The organism is Streptomyces sp. NPDC029216, from assembly GCF_040648015.1.
Classification (GTDB): Bacteria; Actinomycetota; Actinomycetes; order Streptomycetales; family Streptomycetaceae; genus Streptomyces.
Genome location: NZ_JBEZWL010000133.1, coordinates 1 through 20,266 on the forward strand (window position 1 = coordinate 1; position 20,266 = coordinate 20,266).

The 20,266-nt window shown below is 73.7% G+C and carries 16 protein-coding genes; 6 read left to right on the plus strand and 10 right to left on the minus strand.

The genetic code is table 11. The features are described from left to right. Positions 1–398 precede the first annotated feature (398 nt). From AB0F18_RS31620 to AB0F18_RS31640, 5 genes are all read right to left on the minus strand, one after another. A complete protein-coding gene (locus AB0F18_RS31620) occupies positions 399–638 on the minus strand; it encodes a DUF397 domain-containing protein (protein WP_362066844.1) in 240 nt (79 codons plus the stop codon). Positions 639–746: 108 nt separating this feature from the next. Then, the gene (locus AB0F18_RS31625) at positions 747–1,949 is read right to left on the minus strand and encodes a thiolase domain-containing protein (RefSeq protein WP_362066846.1); all 1,203 of its coding nucleotides are present in this window, start codon (positions 1,947–1,949) and stop codon (positions 747–749) included. After that, entirely contained in the window at positions 1,946–3,004 is a 1,059-nt protein-coding gene (locus AB0F18_RS31630) for a thiolase domain-containing protein (protein WP_362066848.1), read from the minus strand. The genes AB0F18_RS31625 and AB0F18_RS31630 overlap by 4 nt, the downstream gene beginning before the upstream one ends. Next, positions 3,004–3,999, minus strand: coding sequence for an OB-fold domain-containing protein (locus AB0F18_RS31635; RefSeq protein WP_362066850.1), 996 nt, complete (start codon positions 3,997–3,999; stop codon positions 3,004–3,006). The genes AB0F18_RS31630 and AB0F18_RS31635 overlap by 1 nt, the downstream gene beginning before the upstream one ends. A 405-nt stretch (positions 4,000–4,404) precedes the next feature. Beyond that, positions 4,405–5,205 carry a crotonase/enoyl-CoA hydratase family protein gene (locus tag AB0F18_RS31640; protein ID WP_362066852.1) on the minus strand — a complete coding sequence of 267 codons (801 nt, stop codon included), beginning with the start codon at positions 5,203–5,205 and terminating at the stop codon, positions 4,405–4,407. Positions 5,206–5,380: 175 nt separating this feature from the next. Between AB0F18_RS31640 and AB0F18_RS31645 the strand changes: the two genes are divergently transcribed. Then, positions 5,381–7,012, plus strand: coding sequence for an acyl-CoA synthetase (locus AB0F18_RS31645; RefSeq protein WP_362066854.1), 1,632 nt, complete (start codon positions 5,381–5,383; stop codon positions 7,010–7,012). Positions 7,013–7,114: 102 nt separating this feature from the next. Here the strand turns inward: AB0F18_RS31645 and AB0F18_RS31650 are convergent, their stop codons facing one another. Next, positions 7,115–7,969: an alpha/beta hydrolase gene (locus AB0F18_RS31650; protein WP_362066856.1), complete on the minus strand. Its 855-nt coding sequence runs from the start codon at positions 7,967–7,969 to the stop codon at positions 7,115–7,117. A 116-nt stretch (positions 7,970–8,085) separates the two neighbouring features. Here AB0F18_RS31650 and paaK point away from each other — a divergent pair, with 116 nt between their 5' ends. From paaK to AB0F18_RS31665, 3 genes are all read left to right on the plus strand, one after another. Then, entirely contained in the window at positions 8,086–9,486 is a 1,401-nt protein-coding gene (gene paaK / locus AB0F18_RS31655; RefSeq protein WP_362066858.1) for a phenylacetate--CoA ligase PaaK, read from the plus strand. Between the two features lie 238 nt (positions 9,487–9,724). After that, complete coding sequence (locus AB0F18_RS31660; RefSeq protein ID WP_362066872.1) at positions 9,725–10,543, plus strand: YhjD/YihY/BrkB family envelope integrity protein; 819 nt, start codon at positions 9,725–9,727, stop codon at positions 10,541–10,543. Between the two features lie 72 nt (positions 10,544–10,615). After that, complete coding sequence (locus tag AB0F18_RS31665) at positions 10,616–11,473, plus strand: oxidoreductase (RefSeq protein WP_362066860.1); 858 nt, start codon at positions 10,616–10,618, stop codon at positions 11,471–11,473. A gap of 88 nt (positions 11,474–11,561) precedes the next feature. Here the strand turns inward: AB0F18_RS31665 and AB0F18_RS31670 are convergent, their stop codons facing one another. Together AB0F18_RS31670 and AB0F18_RS31675 are read right to left on the minus strand one after the other, a co-directional pair. Next, positions 11,562–13,058, minus strand: a complete 1,497-nt coding sequence (locus AB0F18_RS31670) for a fatty acyl-CoA synthetase (RefSeq protein ID WP_362066861.1) — start codon at positions 13,056–13,058, stop codon at positions 11,562–11,564. 49 nt (positions 13,059–13,107) lie between these two features. Continuing rightward, a complete protein-coding gene (locus AB0F18_RS31675; RefSeq protein ID WP_362066863.1) occupies positions 13,108–14,211 on the minus strand; it encodes an ionic transporter y4hA in 1,104 nt (367 codons plus the stop codon). A 148-nt stretch (positions 14,212–14,359) separates the two neighbouring features. Here AB0F18_RS31675 and AB0F18_RS31680 point away from each other — a divergent pair, with 148 nt between their 5' ends. Beyond that, entirely contained in the window at positions 14,360–14,911 is a 552-nt protein-coding gene (locus AB0F18_RS31680; RefSeq protein ID WP_362066865.1) for a DinB family protein, read from the plus strand. 13 nt (positions 14,912–14,924) lie between these two features. Here the strand turns inward: AB0F18_RS31680 and AB0F18_RS31685 are convergent, their stop codons facing one another. Next, complete coding sequence (locus AB0F18_RS31685) at positions 14,925–16,478, minus strand: acyl-CoA synthetase (RefSeq protein WP_362066866.1); 1,554 nt, start codon at positions 16,476–16,478, stop codon at positions 14,925–14,927. A gap of 14 nt (positions 16,479–16,492) precedes the next feature. Next, on the minus strand, positions 16,493–17,599 hold the full coding sequence (locus AB0F18_RS31690) for a nitronate monooxygenase family protein (RefSeq protein ID WP_362066868.1): 1,107 nt from the start codon (positions 17,597–17,599) through the stop codon (positions 16,493–16,495). An 845-nt stretch (positions 17,600–18,444) separates the two neighbouring features. Here AB0F18_RS31690 and AB0F18_RS31695 point away from each other — a divergent pair. Next, positions 18,445–20,175, plus strand: a complete 1,731-nt coding sequence (locus tag AB0F18_RS31695; protein ID WP_362066870.1) for a serine hydrolase — start codon at positions 18,445–18,447, stop codon at positions 20,173–20,175. Positions 20,176–20,266: the final 91 nt, after the last annotated feature.

Consider the following 20,266-nt stretch of genomic DNA (forward strand, 5'->3'; position numbering starts at 1 on the left):
GACAAACACGACAACGCATCCCTGCCTCACCGAACCGAAACCCACTCCCACCAGCGGAAAGCCAACGATCACGTTCGATAAGACAACAGGTTCTGAGCAGGACCACTCTGGGCGGGACCGCCCTCGGGGACCGCCTTGGGCCAACGGCCCGCTCCGAACGAGGCTGCGCCGAACCGAGCTGGGCCCACCCGCCTGCACCGAACCAGGCTGGGCTGGACAGGACGGGACGGACCAGGCTGGGCCGAACCAGGCTGGGCCGGACCAGGCTGGACGGGACCAGACGGAACCGGACCCGCCCGGGCCGGGCCGGCTGCACGGGACCGGGCTGGGCGGGACCGGCTAGGCGGGACCAGGCTGGGCCGAACCCGCCCCGGCCGGACCGGCGAGGCCGGAGCGGCCTACGTCAGGCCGAACTGGCCCGCGCGGGTGCCCAGGACGAACTTGCGCCATCCCCTCGGGGGGAAGATCAGTGACGGGTCGTCGGGGCGGTCGCTGTCGCGCATCGCGATGAAGCCCTCCACGAAGGCGACCTGGACCTCGCCCACGCCCCGGCTGCCCGGCTGCCACTCCGCCCCGCTGAGATCGAGCTCGGGCCTTTCCCGGCGTGCGAGGGTCCGTCCAGTCGTGCTGTCGGCCATCTGCCTGCACCTCCCGTTACGTCGTCCGGCGGCCCAGGGTAGCCATCGCGGCGCGTACCGCACAGACCACGGCGCGTCACCCGTGGCCGTGCGGCGCGGGCCGCCCGGTCAGCTGCTCGGGGGTTCGGCCCCCACCAGCCACATGGCGAAGAACTGGGCGCCGCCGCCGTACGCGTGCCCCATGGCCCGGCGGGCCCCGGGCACCTGGTGCTCCCCGGCCAGGCCGCGGACCTGGAGGGCCGCCTCCGCGAAGCGGATCATGCCGGAGGCGCCGATCGGGTTGGTGGACAGTACGCCCCCGGAGGGGTTCACGGGGAGGTCGCCGTCGAGTTCGGTGACCCCGGCCTCGGTGAGCTTCCAGCCCTCGCCCTCCTGCGCGAAGCCCAGGTTCTCCAGCCACATGGGCTCGTACCAGGAGAAGGGGACGTACATCTCGACCGCGTCGATCTCCCGGCGCGGGTCGGTGATCCCCGCCTGCCGGTAGACGTCGGCGGCGCAGTCCTTGCCGGCCTGCGGGGAGACGAAGTCCTTGCCCGCGAACAGCGTCGGCTCGCTGCGCATCGCGCCGCCGTGCACCCATGCCGGGGGCCGTGGCGAACGGGCCGCGCCCGCCCGGTCGGTGAGGACCATCGCGCAGGCCCCGTCCGAGGACGGGCAGGTCTCGGAGTAGCGGATCGGGTCCCAGAGCATGGGCGAGGCCTGGACCTTCTCCAGGGTGATGTCGTGCTCGTGCAGGTGCGCGTACGGGTTCTTCAGCGCGTTGCGCCGGTCCTTGTACGCGACGAGCGAGCCCACCGTGTCGGGGGCGCCGGTGCGCCGCATGTACGCGCGCACGTGCGGGGCGAAGAACCCGCCGGCACCCGCCAGCAGCGGCTGCTGGAAGGGGACGGGGAGGGAGAGCCCCCACATGGCGTTCGACTCGGACTGCTTCTCGAAGGCCAGGGTCAGGACGGTGCGGTGGACGCGGGCGGCGACGAGGTTGGCGGCGACGAGTGCGGTGGAACCGCCGACCGAGCCGGCCGTGTGCACGCGGAGCATCGGCTTGCCGACGGCGCCGAGGGCGTCGGCGAGGTAGAGCTCCGGCATCATCACGCCCTCGAAGAAGTCGGGGGCCTTGCCGATGACGACCGCGTCGATGTCCGCCCAGGTCAGCTCCGCGTCGGCGAGGGCGCGGACGGCCGCCTCGCGGACCAGGCCGGCGAGGGAGACGTCGTGGCGGGCGGCGACGTGCCGGGTCTGGCCGACGCCGACGACGGCCACCGGCTCCTTGGCGACCGTCCCCGAGGTCCCCGTCGTCCCCGATGTGCTCATGCTCGGTCCCCTTCCAGGACGGCGACCAGGTTCTGCTGGAGGCAGGGGCCGGAGGTGGCGTGGGCGACGGCCCGGTCGGACTCGCCGCGGTGGATCCGGGCGGCGGCCTCGCCGATGCGGATCAGGCCGGCGGCCATCACGGGGTTGGCGGCGAGGGCGCCGCCGGAGGGGTTGACGGTCACGTCCTCGCCGAGGCCGAGCGCCTTGCGCAGGACGACCTCCTGGGAGGAGAACGGCGCGTGCAGCTCGGCCGTGTCCACCGGGGCGTCGAAGAGCCCGGCCCGCTCGGCGGCGGTCCGGGTGGACGGGGAGTCGGTGAGGTCGCGCAGGCCCAGGCCGTGGGCCTCGATGCGGTGGTCGATGCCGGTGATCCAGGCGGGCCGCTCGCACAGCCGACGGGCGGTGTCGCCGGCGGCGAGGATGATGGCGGCCGCGCCGTCGCCGATGGGCGGGCAGTCGCCGGTGCGCAGCGGGGCCACCTGGTAGCCGCCCTGCGGGACGGCTCCGCGGAGCTGGGCGTGCGGGTTGCCGGTGGCGGCGGCCCGGCTGCGGGCGCCGATGGCGGCGAGGGCCCGTTCGTCGGTCTCCCCCGCGTCGATGAGCGCCTGGGCCTGGAGGGCGGCCAGGGCCACGGAGTCGGGCCACAGGGGGGCGAGGTAGTACGGGTCGAGCTGGCGGGTGAGGACGTCGCGCACGGAGCCCGGGGAGGACTTCCCGTACGCGTAGACGAGCGCGGTGTCCGCCTCGCCGGTCTGGATCTTGACCCAGGCCTCGTAGAGCGCCCAGGCGCCGTCCATCTCGACGTGCGACTCGGAGATCGGCGGCCAGGCGCCGACGCCGTCGAGGGTCATGGTGAAGGAGAAGGCCCGGCCGGCGAGGTAGTCGCTGGAGCCGGAGCAGGTGAAGCCGATCTCGCCGGTCTTCAGGCCGGTGGCGGCCAGCACCCGGTGCAGGACCGGCATGACCATCTCGACTTCGCTGAGTTCGTCGGTGCGGCGCAGGTGGTCGCTCTGGGCGAAGGCGACGACGGCCACCTCGCGGGCGTAGGCGGGCATCAGATGAGCTCCTTGTACGCGTCGTAGTCCGCGTCCGGCTCGCCGGTGGGGCGGTAGTGGTCGGGGTAGCGGCCGCCCTCGGTCCACACCGGTTCGACGCGCAGGCCCATGCGGACCTGGTCGTACGGGATGCCGCCGATCCGGCCGTGGAGGGCGAGGCCGGCGCCGTCGAGGGCGATGTGGGCGTAGACGTAGGGGACTTCGATGTCGAGGTTCTTCGCCTTGATGTTGACGATGCAGAAGGTGGTGACCGTGCCGGCCGGCCCGACCTCGACCCGGTCGGTGGTGGCGACCCCGCAGGTGGGGCAGGCGCCGCGCGGGGGGACGTAGACCTTGTGGCAGGAGGGGCAGCGCTCGCCGACGGTCCGCCGCTCGGAGAGGGCGTTGATGTAGGCGGTCTGGGCGCGGCCGGGGCTGTACGTGTAGTCCAGGCGGGCTTCGGCGACGATGCCGGTGACGGGGTCGGCGAAGACCCCGTCGTGCGGGCCGGCGGCGGACGTCCCGTCCTCCCCGTGGCCCTGGTCCTGGTCCTGTTCCTCGTCCTCGTACGGCTCGAAGCAGGCGATGTCGGTGATCGCCCCGGTGCGTTCGGCCGCCCAGCGCACGCGGACCCGCATGCCGGTGCGCACGGCGTCGGGGCCGGGGGCGTCCAGGGCGTGCAGGAGGGCTGTGTCGGCGCCGTCGAGCCTGACCAGCGCCCAGGCGAAGGGGGTGCCGAGGGGCTGGTGGGGGCGGGGCTCGGCGTTCCAGGCCCAGGTGGTGACGGTCCCGGTGGGCGCGACCTCGACGAGCTCGCGGAGCTCCTCGGCGGTGGCGGGGTCGTACTCGACGGGCGGCACCATGACCTGGCCGCCGGAGGTCTTGACACCGAGGACGACGCCTTCCCGGAGCCCGGTGAGGAAGGCGCTCTGGACGGGCCCGAGGGACCGGGTGAAGGGGAACTCGACGACGAGGGGCGCCCGCAGCACCTCGGGCGGGGACGCGGCTGCTGTCATGGGGGTCTCCGATGTTCGCAACGGTCAGAACACGTGCACGTCCGGGCGGCGGCCGTGTCCAGGCCCGCCGGCGTTCGAGGCGCGGGGCCCGGGCAGAGCCCCGGCAACGGCCCCGCACCGGCACTCGACCCGCCACCGACGGCGGACCGCCCCTCCGGAACGGTCCAGGCCCGAGGCCGAGCGCCGGACTGCGACGGGTCCCGGGCGCTGCCCCGGGCCGCCCGGGGGTCCGGGGCAGAGCCGAGGGCCAGGGCAAAGCCGAGGGCCAGGGCGAAGCCGGGACCCGAGGCAAAGCCAGGGCCCAGGGCAAAGCCAGGGCCCGGGCCCGCCCCGGGGAACGGTGGAAGGGCGGGCAGGGGACCGCCCCGCAGGGCCGCCGCCGGCGCCCCGCGGTGCGGCCGGCGCCTACGTCCGCCGGTACACCGGCGCCCGTTTCTCCGCGAACGCCCGCGCCCCCTCCTTCGCGTCGGCGGTGTCGAAGACCGGCCAGCCCCGGGCCAGTTCGGCCGCCAGCCCGTCCGTCTCCGTCATCTCGGCCGTCTCGTAGACGGAGGCCTTCACCGCCTCCACCGCCAGCGGCCCGCACGCGTTGATCCGCTCGGCGATCTCCAGGGCCGCCTCCAGCGCCGTCCCGTCGGGCACCACCCGCCCCACGAGCCCGATCCGCGCCGCCTCCTCCGCCGAGTACGGGCGTCCGGTCAGCAGCATCTCCAGCGCGTGCGTGCGCGGGACCTGCCGGGGCAGCCGTACCGTGGAGCCGCCGATCGGGAACAGGCCCCGCTTGACCTCGAAGAGCCCGAAGGTGGCCCCGGCGGCGGCGACGCGGATGTCCGTGCCCTGGAGGATCTCGGTTCCGCCGGCCACGCAGTAGCCCTCCACCGCCGCGATCACCGGCTTGCGCGGCCGGTGGTGACGGAGCATCGCCTTCCAGTGGAGGTCGGGATCGGCCTTGAGCCGGTCCCGGTACTGGTCTCCCGCCATGCCCTTCCCGGCCAGCGCCTTGAGGTCCATCCCGGCGCAGAAGTCCCCGCCCGCGCCCGTGAGGACCACCGAGCGGATCCCGTCGTCCGCGTCCGCCTCCAGCCAGCCGTCGTACAGCCCCACGAGCAGGGGAAGCGAGAGCGCGTTCTTCGCCTCCGGCCTGTTCATGGTGAGCACCAGCGTGGCGCCCCGGCGGTCCACGGTGAGGTGTTCCGTCCCACCCATTGCCGTCCTCCCGTCTCCAGACCTAGAACAGGTTGCAGGAGGGCCGGGTGCAGTACAAGGGTTTTCTGACGCCCAGTCAGTTTTCTTGCCACGCACCCTTCCCAGTTGGGCCGGGCGACGCTCTAATGACCGCCGAGCAGCCCAGCCGCCCGGCCCGGGGTCAGGAGGAGGAACGGTGGAGTACAACCTTGCCGACCTGTTCGAGTCGGTGGTGGACGTGGTCCCTGACCGCGAGGCCCTGGTGTACGTGGACCACCCCGGGACCGGCGCCGAGCGGCGCCTGACGTACGCGCAGCTGGACGCGGCCGCGAACCGCGTCGCGCACCACCTCGCCGACAGCGGCCTGGTGCCCGGCGAGCACGTGGGGCTGCACCTCTACAACGGCGTCGAGTACCTGCAGACCGTACTGGCCTGCCTCAAGGCGCGCCTCGTCCCGGTGAACGTCAACTACCGGTACGTGGAAGAGGAGTTGGTCTACCTCTACAACGACGCCGACCTCGCCGCGCTCGTCTTCGAGGGCGAGTTCACGGAGCGGGTCGCGGCCGCGCTTCCGCAGACGCCGGCGCTGCGCCACCTGATCCGCGTCGGCGCGACGCCCCCCGGCGCGCCGGAGCAGGCGATCGCGCCGGTGGCGTACGAGGACGCCGAGGCGGCCGGGTCCCCGGAGCGCGGGTTCCCGCCGCGCAGCCCGGACGACCTGTTCATCATCTACACCGGCGGCACGACCGGCATGCCCAAGGGGGTCATGTGGCGGGCCGAGGACCTGTTCTTCGCCGGGCTGTTCGGCGGCGAACCCTCGGGAGAGCCGGTCAAGCGGCCCGAGGAACTGGCGGAGCGGGTCGCGGCGCGCGGCGCGGGGCTCACCTTCTTCCCGGCTCCCCCGCTGATGCACGGTACGTCGACGCTGACCTCGTTCATCGCCTTCAACTACGGGCAGCGGGTGGTGATCCACCGCAAGTACGCTCCCGAGGAGGTGCTGCGCACCATCGAGAAGGAGAAGGTGTCGAGCGTCTCGCTGGTGGGCGACGCGATGCTGCGGCCGCTGATCGACGCCCTGAACGGGCCGCTGCAGGGGACGGACCTGTCCTCGCTGTTCAGCGTGTCCTCGTCGGGGGCGATCATGTCGGAGTCGGTGCGGGCCGAGTTCCAGCGGCTGGTGCCGAACGTGGTGCTGCTGAACAACTTCGGTTCGTCCGAGTCGGGTTCGAATGGGCGGGCCACGGACGACTCCGGCCCGGAGAAGGGATTCCGGCTCCAGGTCAACGACCGTACGCAGGTGGTGGACCCCGTGACGCACGAGCCGGTGGCGGTGGGTGTGCCGGGACGCCTCGCGCAGCGCGGGCACGTCCCGCTGGGCTACTACAACGACCCGGTGAAGACGGCGGAGACCTTCTTCCAGAAGGGCTCCGAGCGGTGGGTGCTGCTCGGTGACATGGCGACGGTCGACGAGGAGGGCATCGTCACGGTCCTCGGGCGCGGTTCGCAGTGCATCAACACGGGTGGCGAGAAGGTGTATCCGGAGGAGGTCGAGCAGGCGCTGAAGTCCCATCCTGACGTGTACGACGCCCTGGTCGCGGGCGTCCCGGACCCGGTCTGGGGCAGCCACGTGGCGGCGGTGGTCCAGGTCCGGGCGGGCGCGCCGGAGCCCTCGCTGGAGGAGATCCAGCGCCACTGCCGCACGCGGCTGGCGGGGTACAAGATCCCGCGCCAGCTGGTGATCACCCCGGCCGTCCAGCGCTCCCCGAGCGGCAAGGCGGACTACCGCTGGGCGAAGGCGGTGGCCACGGAGGCTGACGCCGGGGCGTGAGCACCCCCTGAGCCCCTCCGCCCCCAGGGCCCCCACGGCCGCCGTACGCACCACACCTCCGTGGCAGCGCGAGGTTCCGGGGGCTCTGAGGGCGGGGCGGGATCAGGTCCCGGTGGACAGGAAGCGCTCCACGCGGGCCGCGAACCACGGGGCGTCGTCCAGCCACGGGAAGTGTGCGGCGCCCCGCTGGACGTCGGCGGTCCCGTGCGGCAGGAGCCCGGCGAGTTCGGCGGCGACGGCGGCGGTGGGGTAGCCGTCCAGTTCCCCGGCCAGGACGAGCGCCTCGCCGTCGAACCGGCGGAGCGCCGCCCGTGTGGCGGGCGGGTCGAACGCCCCGGGGCCGGCGAAGACGGCGGCGGCCGCCTGGTTGCGCTCGTGGTCGCTCGCGGCGAGGTGGGCGCGCGCCTGCTCGTCCCAGCGGCCGTAGGCGAGGACCATCGCCTGGCGCCGGTCCTCCGGGGACGGGTCCCCGGCGGCCTCCACGATCCGCTCGTAGGCGGCGATGGCCGTGTCGTAGGGCTCCCGGCCCGCCCGGGACCGGACCACTTCCAGGCTCTGCTCCCGGGTGGCCACGACGTCCACGGCCCAGCTGGTGGGGGTCACCAGGACCAGGCGGCGCACGCGCTCGGGGTGCGCGGCCGCGTACATCAGGGCGAGGTTGCCGGCCGCCGAGTGGCCCAGCACGTCCATGCGCTCCAGGCCCAGGTGGAGGCGGAGCGCCTCGACGTCCGCGACCTGGTGGTCGACGCGGTACGTGCCCTCGTCCGCCGGTACCGCGGAGTCGCCCGTCCCGCGCAGGTCGAGCCTGATGAGGCGGCGTCCGGCGTGCAGTCCGCCGAGGTCGCCGAGGTAGCGGGACGCCCGCATGGCCCCGCCGGGAAGGCAGATCAGCGGTTCACCCTCACCCTGGACGTGGTAGGCGAGTTCGGTTCCGTCGTATGTGGTGAATACATGCATGGACCCATCCCAGCAGACGATCACTCGTTCGAGTCATTGATTTGCCGGTCGGGGTCCGGCAATCTACCGAATGAACGTTCGGTTGGGTTGGGTCGGTCTTTGGTGAGGTGACGGCAATGGCGGCGTACACGGCTCTCGACGATCAAGGCGATCGGGGCGATCGGGGCGATGACGGCGGTTTCGGTGACCCTGGCGACCCCGGCGGTGTCGCCGGGATCCACGACGAGGGCGAGCGGCTCGACCGTGACGAGCTGGCGGCGCTCCAGCTCAAGCGGCTGCGGGCGACCCTGCACCGGGTCTACGACCGCGTGCCCTTCTACCAGGAGGCCTTCGACAAGGCGGGGGTCCACCCCGACGACTGCCGCTCCCTGGCCGACCTGGCCCTGTTCCCGCTGACCGGCAAGGCCGACCTGCGCGGCCAGTACCCCTTCGGGATGTTCGCCGTCCCCCGCCCCGACGTCCGCCGTCTGCACGCCTCCAGCGGCACCACCGGCCGCCCCACGGTCGTGGGGTACACCGACGGGGACCTCGCCACCTGGGCCGACCTCGTCGCGCGGTCGCTGCGCGCGGCGGGCGCCCGGCCCGGGCAGATCGTGCACATCGCCTACGGATACGGCCTGTTCACCGGCGGCCTCGGCGCCCACTACGGGGCGGAGCGGCTGGGATGCACCGTCGTCCCCGCCTCCGGGGGCATGACGGACCGCCAGGTCAGACTGATCCAGGACCTCCGGCCGGAGGTCATCATGGTGACCCCCTCCTACATGCTCACCCTGCTGGACGAGATGGAGCGCCAGGGCATCGACCCGCGCTCGACCTCCCTGCGGACGGGGATCTTCGGGGCGGAGCCCTGGACCGAGGAGATGCGCCGGGAGATCGAGGACCGGCTGGGCATCGACGCCGTCGACATCTACGGCCTGTCGGAGGTGATGGGGCCGGGCGTGGCCCAGGAGTTCGCCTCGCACAAGGACGGGCTGCACATCTGGGAGGACCACTTCTACCCCGAGGTGATCGACCCGCTGACCGGAGCGGTGCTGCCCGACGGCGAGATCGGCGAGCTGGTGTTCACCTCCCTCACCAAGGAGGCCATGCCCCTGATCCGCTACCGCACCCGGGACCTGACCCGGCTGCTGCCCGGGACCGCCCGGCCCGCCTTCCGCCGGATGGAGAAGGTGACGGGCCGCAGCGACGACATGATCATCCTGCGCGGGGTGAACCTCTATCCGACCCAGATCGAGGAGATACTCCTGCGCATCCCAGCCCTGGCCCCGCACTTCCAGCTGAGGCTGACCCGGGAGGGCCGGATGGACGCCCTCACCGTGCGGGTGGAGGCGCGCCGGGAGGCCGACGCCGGGCAGCGCAGGGCGGCGGCTGCCGAACTGGCCCGGGCCGTCAAGGAGGGGGTCGGGGTGTCCGTCGGGGTGGAGGTGGTGGAGCCGGAGAGCCTGGAGCGCTCGGTCGGCAAGATCAAGCGGATCAAGGACCTGCGCGAGGGCGGGGAGGGCACCGTGGAGGGCTGAAACACGGCGAGGCCGGGACACCGGGGCTGATACGCGCCAGGCCCGGAACACGGCAGACCCGGGGCACGGCAGACCCGGGGCACGGCAGGCCCGGAACGTGCCGGGCCCGGGACACGCCGGCGGGCGCGGGGATCCACCCCTTCGGCCCCACTTCGGCGCGGCTTCCGGGAACGGCCGGGCGCGCCCGGGTAGGGGATGGGGTGTGACCTCGACCTTCCGGCGGCTGCACGACCGGCTCATGGGCTCCCCGGCCGGGCTGGCCTGGAGCCGTGGGCGCGAGATCGAGCTGATGCACCGGGCGATGGGCTTCGCCGCCCTCGGGTTCCTCACCCTGGTGCCCCTGCTGGTGGTCGTGGCGGCGGCCGCGCCGGGCAGCGGCTCGGGCTTCGGCCGCTGGCTGGGCCAGGCCCTCGGGGTCACCGCGTCCTCCCGGGCGAAGGTCGAGATGCTGTTCGGGGCGGCCGACCTGGCGCTGGAGCGGACCACCGCCTTCGGGCTGGCGGCCCTCGCGGTGTTCGGCCTGACGTTCGGATCGGCCGTGCAGACCGGGTACGAGAAGGTGTGGGACGTGCCGACCGCCCGCTGGCACACCATGTGGCGGCACGTGGTGTGGCTGGCCCTGCTGGTCGGCTATCTGGCACTGCTCGTCGGGATCCCCCCGCCCTCCGACAGCATGGTGGGGGCGACCCTGGGCACCGTCAGCGACCTGGTCGGCACCTGCCTGTTCTTCTGGAGCTCCGGCAGGCTGCTGCTGGGCGGGCGGGTGCGCTGGGCCGCCCTGTTCCCCGGGGCGGTGGCGACCAGCCTCGGCCTGCTGGGCCTGCGGGTGTTCTCGCAGCTGGTGTTCTCCCCGCTGATCGCCTCGAACGCGGTCACGTACGGCCCGTTCGGCACGCTGCTGGTCGTCCAGTCCTGGCTGGTCGGCGTCGGCTTCGTGGTCTACGGCGGGGCCCTGGTGGGCCGCCTCGTCCACGAGCACCTGATCCTGCGGCGGCTGCGGACCGGCGGAGTCCTCGGCTCCGGCGAAGGCCCTTCTCATGATCCGGGACAGGACTGAGCGCAGCGGCCGGGAGCATGGCAGGATCACGCCTGCACCATCCACAACACCGCAAAGAAATCAGGGGGATTGATGTCTGCGCAGGATTTGGACACTGGTCGGGTCTGGCTGATCACCGGGGCTTCCTCGGGCTTCGGCCGTACGCTGGCGGAGGCCGCGCTCGCGGCCGGGGACACGGTGGTCGCGGCGGCCCGCCGGCCCGCCGTGCTCGACGACCTGGCCGCCGCGCACCCGGAGCGGCTCGTACCGGTCGCGGCGGACGTGACGGACACGGCACGGGCCGAGGGGGTCGTCGCCGAGACCGTGGAGCGGTTCGGCCGGATCGACGTGCTCGTCAACAACGCCGGCCGGGGCCTGATCGGAGCGGTCGAGGAGACCTCCGACGCCGAGCTCCGCGATCTGATGGAGCTGCACTTCTTCGGCCCGGCCGCGCTGATCCGCGCCGCGCTGCCGCACATGCGGGAGCGGAAGTCCGGGGCGATCGTGCAGATGAGCAGCATGGGCGGCCGGCTGTCCTTCCCCGGCGTGGGCGCCTACTCGGCGACGAAGTTCGCCCTGGAGGGCCTCACCGAGGCGCTGAGGGGCGAGGTCGCGGCCTACGGGATCAAGACGCTGATCGTCGAGCCCGGGTCCTTCCGCACGGGCTTCGCGGGCGGCGCCGCGCTCCAGCAGACCGCCTCCGTCCTGCCCGCCTACGCGGACACCGTCGGCGCCGTCCGCACCGGACTGCCCGACAGCGACGGCAAGCAGCCCGGCGACCCGGTCAAGGCCGCCGCCGCGATCCTGGCCGCCCTGGACGCGGAGGAGACCCCGCTGCGGCTCGCCCTGGGCAACGACGCCCTCGACGCGATCCTCGCCCACGCCGACGCGGCCCGCGAGGAGGCCCGTACCTGGGAGTCCGTCAGCCGCGGCACCGACTTCGACGCCTGACCGGTTCCCCCGGCCTGCCGGCCCGGCCCCGCCCGCCTCTGGTGCGGGCGGGCCCGGGTCCGCCGGGGCGCGGTGAGGCACCGCGCGCTCAGGCGCCGAGGCGGTCGCGGAGTTCCCGTTTGAGGATCTTGCCGCTGGCGTTGCGCGGGAGGGCCTCCACGAACAGCACCCGTTTCGGGGCCTTGAAGTGGGCGAGCCGCTCGCGGGCGTACGCCATCAGCTCGGCCTCCGTGACCTCCCCGCGCGGTACGACCACGGCCGTGACCGCCTCGATCCACCGCTCGTCGGGCAGCCCCACGACGGCCGCCTCGGCCACCCCCGGATGGGTGTAGAGCACGTCCTCCACCTGCCGGGAGGCGACGAGCACCCCGCCGGAGTTGATGACGTCCTTGACCCGGTCCACGACCGTGAAGTAGCCCTCCGCGTCCCGCACCGCGAGGTCGCCGGAGCGGAACCAGCCGTCACGGAAGGCCTTGCGGGTGGCCTCGGTGTCGTTCCAGTAGCCCAGGCACAGCTGCGGCGAGCGGTAGACGACCTCGCCCGCCGTGCCGTCCGGGACGTCCTCGCCGGCCTCGTCGACCACCTTCGCCTCGACGTGCGCCACGGGCCGCCCGCAGGACTCCATCCGCCCCTCGTGCTCGTGCGGCCCCAGCACCGTGGCCAGCGGGCCGATCTCGCTCTGCCCGAAGCAGTTGTAGAACCCGAGCCCCGGCAGCCGTTCCCGCAGCCGCTCCAGCACCGGTACCGGCATGACCGAGGCGCCGTAGTACGCCTTGCGCAGCGCGCCCAGGTCCCGCGCCCCGAACTGCGGGTGGTTGGCCAGGGCGATCCACACGGTCGGCGGTGCGAACAGGCTGTCGGCCCGGCCCGCCTCCACCAGGTCGAAGATCTCCTCGGCCGCCGGTCCGTCCAGGATGGTGCTGGTCGCGCCCACCGCCAGGTACGGCAGCAGGAACACGTGCATCTGCGCCGAGTGGTACAGCGGCAGCGAGTGGACGGGACGGTCCCCCTCCGCCAGGTCCAGGGCGGCGATCGCGCTCTCGTACTCGTGCGCCAGCGCCCGGTGCGTCATCATCGCGCCCTTGGGCAGGGCCGTGGTCCCCGAGGTGTACAGCAGCTGCACCAGCGCGGAGGGGTCCGAGGAGGCCTCGTGGGGCAGGGGTTCGGCCAGTTCCGCGAGGAAGGACCCGGGCGCGTCGCGCAGCGGCCGTACGGTGTGCCCGCCGGGGACCCGGTCCGTGAGGCCGGGGTCGGTGAGGACCAGGGCGGCCGCGCAGTCGCCGAGGATGTGCGCGAGGTCGCCGCCGGTGAGGTTCTGGTTGACCGGGACGTGGGTGAGTCCGGCCCGGGCGCAGGCGAGGAAGGCGATGAGGTAGGCGTCGGAGTTGTGGGCGAAGGCCGCGACCCGGTCGCCGGCGGCCAGCCCGTACCGTTCCCGCAGCACGGCCGCGCCGGTGGAGACCGCCGCGTCGAGCTCCCCGTACGTCCAGGTCCGCTGCCGGTAGCGGACGGCGGTCCTGTCGGGGTGGCGCCGCGCCGCGGCCCGTACGAGTCCGTCGACCGTGTGGTGCCGTACTGCCGTCATGGCGCGATCCTCGCCCCGCCGCGCGGCGGGGTCAAGATCGGTGCGCCGGTCAGGGGCTGACGGCGAGGAAGAGGTACGCGGCGAGCAGGACGAGGTGCACGCCGCCCTGGAGGAGGGTGGCGCGGCCGGGCACGATCGTGAGGGCGCCGACCACCACGGTCAGCGTGAGCAGCACCATGTGGGTGGGGCCGAGGCCCAGCAGCAGCGGGCCCTCGAGCCAGACGGAGGCGAGGGCGATGGCCGGGATGGTCAGGCCGATGCTGGCGATGGCGGAGCCGTAGCCCAGGTTGAGGCTGGTCTGGACCCGGTCGCGGCGGGCGGCCCGGACGGCGGCGAGGGTCTCCGGGAGCAGCACGAGCAGGGCGATGATCACACCGACGACGGCGTGGGGCAGTCCGGCGTCGGCGACTCCCTTCTCGATGGTCGGGGAGACGGCCTTGGCGTTGCCGACGACCGCGACGAGGGCGACGAGCAGCAGGCCGAGGCTGGTCAGGGCGGCGCGGGCGGTGGGCGGTGCGGCGTGACCGTCGCCGCCGTCGCGGGTGTTCGCCGTGGTCACGGGCAGGAAGTAGTCCCGGTGACGGACGGTCTGGACGGCGATGAACAGCCCGTAGAGGGCGAGGGAGGCGACGGCGGCGAAGGTCAGCTGGGCGCTGGAGAACTCGGGGCCGGGCTTGCTGGTGGTGAAGGTCGGCAGGACCAGGCTCAGCGTGGCGAGGGTCGCGACGGTGGCCAGGGCCGCGCCGGAGCCCTCGGCGTTGAAGACGGCGACCCGGTTGCGCAGGGCGCCCACGAGCAGGGACAGGCCGACGATGCCGTTGCAGGTGATCATGACGGCGGCGAAGACGGTGTCACGGGCGAGGGAGGCGGTCTTGTCGCCGCCGTCGGCCATCAGGGTGACGATGAGGGCCACTTCGATGACGGTGACGGCGACGGCGAGGACCAGGGAGCCGAAGGGTTCGCCGACCCGGTGGGCGACGACCTCGGCGTGGTGGACGGCGGCGAGGACCGCGCCCGCGAGGCAGAGGGCGACCAGGCCCACCAGGGCTCCGGGCAGGTCGCGGCCCCAGCTGAGGACGAGCGCGAGCAGCGCCACCACGGGGACCAGGAGGGTCCAGTCGGTCAGGGGGGATCTGCGCGTCGCCGTACTCATGTCTGCCAAGTTGCCAGACCGCCCGCCCGGGTGCGGTGCAAGGCGCGCGTCCGGGACCCGGAGTGGCACTTCTCACGAAATATCGGATCTCTCCCCTGTCGGGAAGGCGGGGCTTCCGGGCGGGCCCGGGATGGTTCATGATCTGTACATGGCGAGGCCGACGAGAAGAGTGGAACTGTTTGGGGGCGCGGGGAGCGACAGCCGCTTCGAGGGCCCGGCGACCGGCGACGAGCGACCGATGCTGCTGTCCGTGCTCGCGGCCCAGCGCACGACGCTGGAGCTCAAGTGCGCAGGGCTGGACGATGAGTTGTCCCGGCGGGCGGTCGAGCCGTCGACGCTCTCGCTGCTCGGCCTGGTCCGCCATCTGGCCGATATGGAGAGGCTCTGGTTCCGGCGGGTGCTGGCCGGCCAGGACGCCGGGCCGCGCTTCTCCTCGGCGGCCGCCCCGGACGGGGACTTCGACGGCGCGGCACCCGGCCCCGGGGCCGTGGAGGAGGCCTGGGAGGCCTGGCGCAGCGAGGTGGAGTTCGCCGACCGGTTCGCCGCCGGGGCCCCCGACCTGGACGTGGAGGGCGAGGACTCCTGGCGGGGGAAGGTGTCGCTGCGGTGGGTGCTGATCCACATGATCGAGGAGTACGCGCGCCACAACGGCCACGCCGACCTGCTGCGGGAGCGGATCGACGGAGCCGTGGGCATGTGACGGGGCGGGTGCTTCACACCGCGCGCTCGCGGCCCTCCCAGTAGGGGTCGCGCAGACGGCGCTTGTAGAGCTTGCCGTTGGGGTCGCGGGGCATCGTGTCGATGAAGTCCACCGACTTGGGGCGTTTGTAGCCGGCCAGCTGCCCCTCGCAGTGGCGCAGGATCTCGGCTGCCAGCGCCTCGCCCGCCTCGAAGCCCTCGGCGGGCTCGACGACGGCCTTGACCTCCTCGCCCCAGTCCTCGTGCGGGATGCCGAAGGCCGCGGCGTCCGCGACCGCCGGATGGGTGAGGAGGGCGGACTCGATCTCGGCCGGATAGATGTTCACCCCGCCCGAGATGATCATGTCGATCTTGCGGTCGCGGAGGAAGAGGTACCCCTCCTCGTCGAGCAGGCCGAGGTCGCCGACGGTGAAGAAGTCGCCGATGCGGTTCTTGCGGGTCTTCCCCTCGTCCTTGTGGTAGCTGAAGCCGCCGGTGTTCATCTTCAGGTAGACGGTGCCGAGCTCGCCGGCCGGCAGCCGGTTGCCGTCGTCGTCGAAGACGGCGAGCTCGCTGATCGGCCAGGCCTTGCCGACGGTTCCCGGTTTCTTCAGCCAGTCCTCGGCGGTGGCGAAGGTCCCGCCGCCCTCGCTGGCGGCGTAGTACTCCTCCACGCACCGGCCCCACCAGTCGATCATCGCCCGTTTGACGTGGTCGGGGCAGGGGGCGGCGCCGTGGATGGCGTGGCGCATGGAGGAGACGTCGTAGGCGTCCTTGGTCTCCTGCGGGAGGGCGAGCAGGCGGTGGAACTGGGTCGGCACCATGTGGGTGTGCGTGCAGGCGTGCCGGTCGATCAGGCGCAGCATCTCCTCGGGGCCCCACTTGTCCATCAGGACCAGCGGGTGGCCGATGTGCAGGGACGCGCCCGCGAACTGGAGCACGGCGGTGTGGTACAGCGGCGAGCAGACGAGGTGGACGTTGCCGTCGAAGGGGCGGATGCCGAAGATGCCGAGGAACCCGCCGAGGTAGGTCTCCTCCGGGAGCTTGCCGGGCAGGGGGCGGCGGATGCCGCGCGGGCGGCCGGTGGTGCCGGAGGTGTAGTTCATGACCCAGCCGAGGGTGCGGCCGGCGGGGGGCTCCGCGCCCTGTCCGTCGAGGAGTTCGGCGTACGGGCGGAAGCCCGGGACGGCTCCGACGGCGTAACGGCGGTCCCCGGGCAGGCCCGCCTCGTCGGCGGCGGCGGTGGCCGCCTCGGCGAAGCGCTCGTGGGCGATGAGCACCTTGGCGCCGGAGTCGGAGACGATCCAGGCGATCTCCGGACCGACGAGGTGGTGGTTGACCGGGACGAGGTAGAACCCGGCCTGGGAGGCGGCGAGGTAGGCGGTGAGGAACTCGACGCCGTTGGGCAGGACGACGGCGAAGACGTCGCCCTGCTCCAGCCCGGCGGCGCGCAGGCCGTGGACGAGGCGGTTGACGTCGGCGTGCAGCCGGCCCGCGGACCACTCCTCGCCGTCGGGGGCGACGAGGACGGTGCGCGCGGGGTCGGCGGCGGCCTGGGCCCAGAAGCCGTTGGGGGGCTGGTCGGTCATGCTGCTCACACCTCTCAAGGCCGTCCGGCGATGCGGTTGATGCGGTCGATGGCGCGCTCGAAGCCGCCGGTGAGCTCGTCGAAGACGGCCTGGACGCTGCGTTCGGAGTTCATCCGGCCGACGATCTGGCCGACGGGGGTACCGAGCAGCGGGCGGACCTCGTACTTCTGGATCCGGGAGACGGCCTCGGCGACCAGCAGGCCCTGGAGGGGCATGGGCAGGGCGCCGGGCCCGGCCGGGTCGTCCCAGGCGTCGGTCCACTCGGTGCGCAGCTGGCGGGCGGGTTTGCCGGTGAGGGCGCGGGAGCGGACGGTGTCGCCGGATCCGGCGGCGAGGAGCTTCTCGGTGAGGGCGCGGGAGTGGAGTTCGGCCTCGGTGGTGGTGAGCCACAGGGAGCCGAGCCAGACGCCCTGGGCGCCGAGGGCGAGGCCGGCGGCGATCTGCTCGCCGCTGCCGATGCCGCCGGCGGCGAGGACCGGGAGCGGGGCGACGGCCTCGGCGATCTCGGGGACCAGGACCATGGTGGCGATGTCGCCGGTGTGGCCGCCGGCCTCGTAGCCCTGGGCGACCACGATGTCGATGCCGGCTTCGGCGTGGCGGCGGGCGTGCTTGGCGCTGCCGGCGAGGGCGGCGACGAGGACGCCGCGGTCGTGGGCGCGCGCGATGACGTCGGCGGGCGGGGAACCGAGCGCGTTCGCCAGGAGTTTGACGGGGTAGTCGAAGGCGACGTCGAGCTGGTTGCGGGCGACCTGCTCCATCCAGCCGGTGATCCGCCAGCCGGAGGCCTCCCCCTCGGCGAGCTCGGGTACGTGGTGCTTGGCGAGGGTGTCGCGGACGAAGGCGCGGTGCGCGGCCGGGATCATCGCCTCGATGTCGGCCTCGCTGATGCCGTCGACGGCCTTCTTGGCGGGCATGACGACGTCGAGGCCGTAGGGCTTGCCGTCGGTGTGCTCCTGCATCCAGTCGAGGTCGCGTCTGAGGTCGTCGGGAGCGGTGTAGCGGACCGCTCCGAGGACGCCGAAACCGCCCGCGCGGGTGATGGCCGCGGCGACCGCCGGGAAGGGCGTGAAGCCGAAGATCGCGTGCTCGACTCCCAGTTTCTTGCTGAGCTCCGTCTCCATGGGCGTGAGGATGCCGCAGTGGGGCGGCCGAGGGAAGAGATTTTCTGATGCGGTGTCAGATTCTTGCGGCCCGGCCCGTGCGGAGGGTACGCGGCGGACGGGCAGATACCCAGTAGCGTGCGGAACGCCTGCGGCCCGCCCGGCGGATCCGGGACGCCGCCCACGGGGCCCGGACCCCCGGACCGGCGATGCCCGGGGGCCGGCGGGCGGGCGGGCTCGCGAGCCGCGACGGGGACGGGGCGACGGCCGACGGGCGGCACGCGACGGGCAGTTCGGAGTGGACAGGAGGGCCGATCATGGTGGAAGTCACGGGGGCCGACGCACCGGCGGACGAGCCGGCAACCGGAACGGAACCGGGAGCCCTGCCCGACGAGCACCCCGACACCAGCACCGAAGCGAGGCCCGAGGCCGGGGCCGGGGGCGGGGCGCGGGCCGGGGGCGGGGTCGAAGCCAGGCCCGGGGTCCGTTCCCGGTCCGGGACCGGGTCCGCGTCCGCGTCCGGGGGCGGGACCGGGACCGAGGCCGGGGCTGGGGTCCGTTCCCGCCCCGGGGCCGGGTCCGAGTGCGAAGCCAGGGCCGGGACCGAGGCCGGGGCCCGTTCCCGACCCGGAGCCGGGGCCGAGGCCGAAGCCGAAGCCAGGGCCGGGACCGAAGCCGAAGCCTGCGCCGGGGCCGAAGCCGGGGCCGGGACCGAAGCCGGGGCCGAGGCAGCGACCGAGGCCGAGGTGGGCGGTCGGGGCAAGGGCGGAGCCGGCGGGGACGCTGACGCCGGCGGGAACGGGAGCGGGCTCGGGCGGGGGCCCAGTCGGCGGGGGCTCGGGGCGGGGTTGCTGGCGCTCGGCGGGGTGCTCGTGTTGCAGGCCGCGCTGCCCGGGGGCTCCGCCGGGGCGGCGGGTGGGCCGGCCGAGCGGCGGGCCCTGCAGGGGCTGCGTCTGCGGTACGGGTCCGCGCGGCAGGCCGGGCTGCTGGAACGGCACCTGGAGGGGGTGGCGCAGGAGGCCCGGCGCTTCCTCGGCCCCTCCCCCGAACACCCCTACTACGCCGGGGCCGTGGTCCTCGCGGGGCGCGGCCGCACGGTCGCCCTGCACCGGGCCATGGGGGACGCGGTCCGGTACGCGGACTACGACGGCCGCACCGACCGGCCCCGGGAGTTCCCGTCCGCCGAGCGGATCGCGATGGCCGAGGACACCGTCTTCGACCTGGCCTCCCTCAGCAAGCTGTTCACCTCCATCATCGCCGTGCAGCAGATGGAGCGGGGCCGGCTGGAGCTGGAGGCCCCCGTGGACCGCTACCTGCCGGAGTTCACGGGCGGCGGCAAGGAGGCCGTCACCGTCCGGCAGCTGCTCACGCACACCTCGGGGCTGCGCTCCTGGGCACCCTTCTACCAAGAGTCCACGCGCGAGGGGCAGCTGAGACTCCTGTGGTCAGTGCGCCCGCAGGACACCCCCGGGACGGTCTACCGCTACTCGGACCTGAACCTCATCGCGCTCCAGCTGCTCCTGGAACGGATCACCGGCCGCACTTTGGACACCCTGCTCCACGACGAGATCACCGCTCCGCTCGGGATGCACCGCACTCGCTACAACCCCCCGCGCGCCTGGCGCCGCGTCACGGCCGCCACCGAGGTGCAGCGTCCGCCGTGGTCGGGCCTGGACCGGGGCCTCGTCTGGGGCGAGGTCCACGACGAGAACGCGTACGCCCTCGGCGGGGTCGCGGGCCACGCCGGCGTCTTCGGCACCGCCTGGGACCTCGCCGTCCTCTCCCGCGCCCTCCTCGACGGCGGGACCTACGCGGGCCGGCGCATCCTGCGCCCCGCCTCCGTCGAACTGCTCTTCACCGACTACAACACCGCCTTCCCCGGCGACGACCACGGCCTCGGCTTCGAGCTCTACCAGCACTGGTACATGGGCGCGATGGCCACCCCCCACTCGGCCGGCCACACCGGCTTCACCGGCACCTCCCTGGTCCTCGACCCCTCCACCGACTCCTTCCTGATCCTCCTCGGCAACTCCGTGCACCCCGTGCGCACCTGGCGGGCCGGCAGCGCACCCCGTGTGGCCACCGGCAACCGCTTCGCCCGGGCCGTGCCCGTCCGTACCCGGCACGGCGGCCCGGCCTGGTTCTCCGGCATGGAAACCGGCGGCTCGGGCACCCTCGCCCTCCCCCCGCTGACCCCCGCCACCGCCGAGGCCCGCCTGCGCTGCGCGGTCTGGTGGGACACCGTCCCCGGCGCCGGCGCCTTCCACCTGGAGGCCTCCGCCGACGGCACCACCTGGCAGGCCGTCCCCTTCTCGACGGTCCGCACCACGGGCGGGACCCCCGAGCAGTGGCCGGACGGCTCGGCGGGCGGCTGGTCGGGCCGCATCTGGCACCGCCTGGAGGCCCCCCTCCCCGCGTGGGCGGGCCGCGAGGTCCGGCTCCGCTTCCGCCACGCCTCGACGGGCCGCTACGTGGGCCGGGGCGTCTACGTGGACGTCATCCGCGTCTCCGAACCCCGCGCCCTCCTCTTCTCCGAGGACCGCCCCACGGACGCCGCCCGCCTCACGGCCACGGGCTGGACCCGCTCGGCGGACTAGGGTCTGTCGTCAAAGTCCCGTCGTCGCCCGGAGGGCGGCCCCGCGGCGTCTGGTGCGTGCTCTCGGTGCGCCGGGCGCAAGACCTCGTACT

Excerpts from the sequence above, each read along its gene's own strand:
- AB0F18_RS31620 (WP_362066844.1), bottom strand. The coding sequence starts at position 638 with ATGGCCGACAGCACGACTGGACGGACCCTCGCACGCCGGGAAAGGCCC.
- AB0F18_RS31625 (WP_362066846.1), bottom strand. The coding sequence starts at position 1,949 with ATGAGCACATCGGGGACGACGGGGACCTCGGGGACGGTCGCCAAGGAG.
- AB0F18_RS31630 (WP_362066848.1), bottom strand. The coding sequence starts at position 3,004 with ATGCCCGCCTACGCCCGCGAGGTGGCCGTCGTCGCCTTCGCCCAGAGC.
- AB0F18_RS31635 (WP_362066850.1), bottom strand. The coding sequence starts at position 3,999 with ATGACAGCAGCCGCGTCCCCGCCCGAGGTGCTGCGGGCGCCCCTCGTC.
- AB0F18_RS31640 (WP_362066852.1), bottom strand. The coding sequence starts at position 5,205 with ATGGGTGGGACGGAACACCTCACCGTGGACCGCCGGGGCGCCACGCTG.
- AB0F18_RS31650 (WP_362066856.1), bottom strand. The coding sequence starts at position 7,969 with ATGCATGTATTCACCACATACGACGGAACCGAACTCGCCTACCACGTC.
- paaK (WP_362066858.1), top strand. The coding sequence starts at position 8,086 with ATGGCGGCGTACACGGCTCTCGACGATCAAGGCGATCGGGGCGATCGG.
- AB0F18_RS31660 (WP_362066872.1), top strand. The coding sequence starts at position 9,725 with ATGGGCTCCCCGGCCGGGCTGGCCTGGAGCCGTGGGCGCGAGATCGAG.
- AB0F18_RS31665 (WP_362066860.1), top strand. The coding sequence starts at position 10,616 with ATGTCTGCGCAGGATTTGGACACTGGTCGGGTCTGGCTGATCACCGGG.
- AB0F18_RS31670 (WP_362066861.1), bottom strand. The coding sequence starts at position 13,058 with ATGACGGCAGTACGGCACCACACGGTCGACGGACTCGTACGGGCCGCG.
- AB0F18_RS31675 (WP_362066863.1), bottom strand. The coding sequence starts at position 14,211 with ATGAGTACGGCGACGCGCAGATCCCCCCTGACCGACTGGACCCTCCTG.
- AB0F18_RS31680 (WP_362066865.1), top strand. The coding sequence starts at position 14,360 with ATGGCGAGGCCGACGAGAAGAGTGGAACTGTTTGGGGGCGCGGGGAGC.
- AB0F18_RS31685 (WP_362066866.1), bottom strand. The coding sequence starts at position 16,478 with ATGACCGACCAGCCCCCCAACGGCTTCTGGGCCCAGGCCGCCGCCGAC.
- AB0F18_RS31690 (WP_362066868.1), bottom strand. The coding sequence starts at position 17,599 with ATGGAGACGGAGCTCAGCAAGAAACTGGGAGTCGAGCACGCGATCTTC.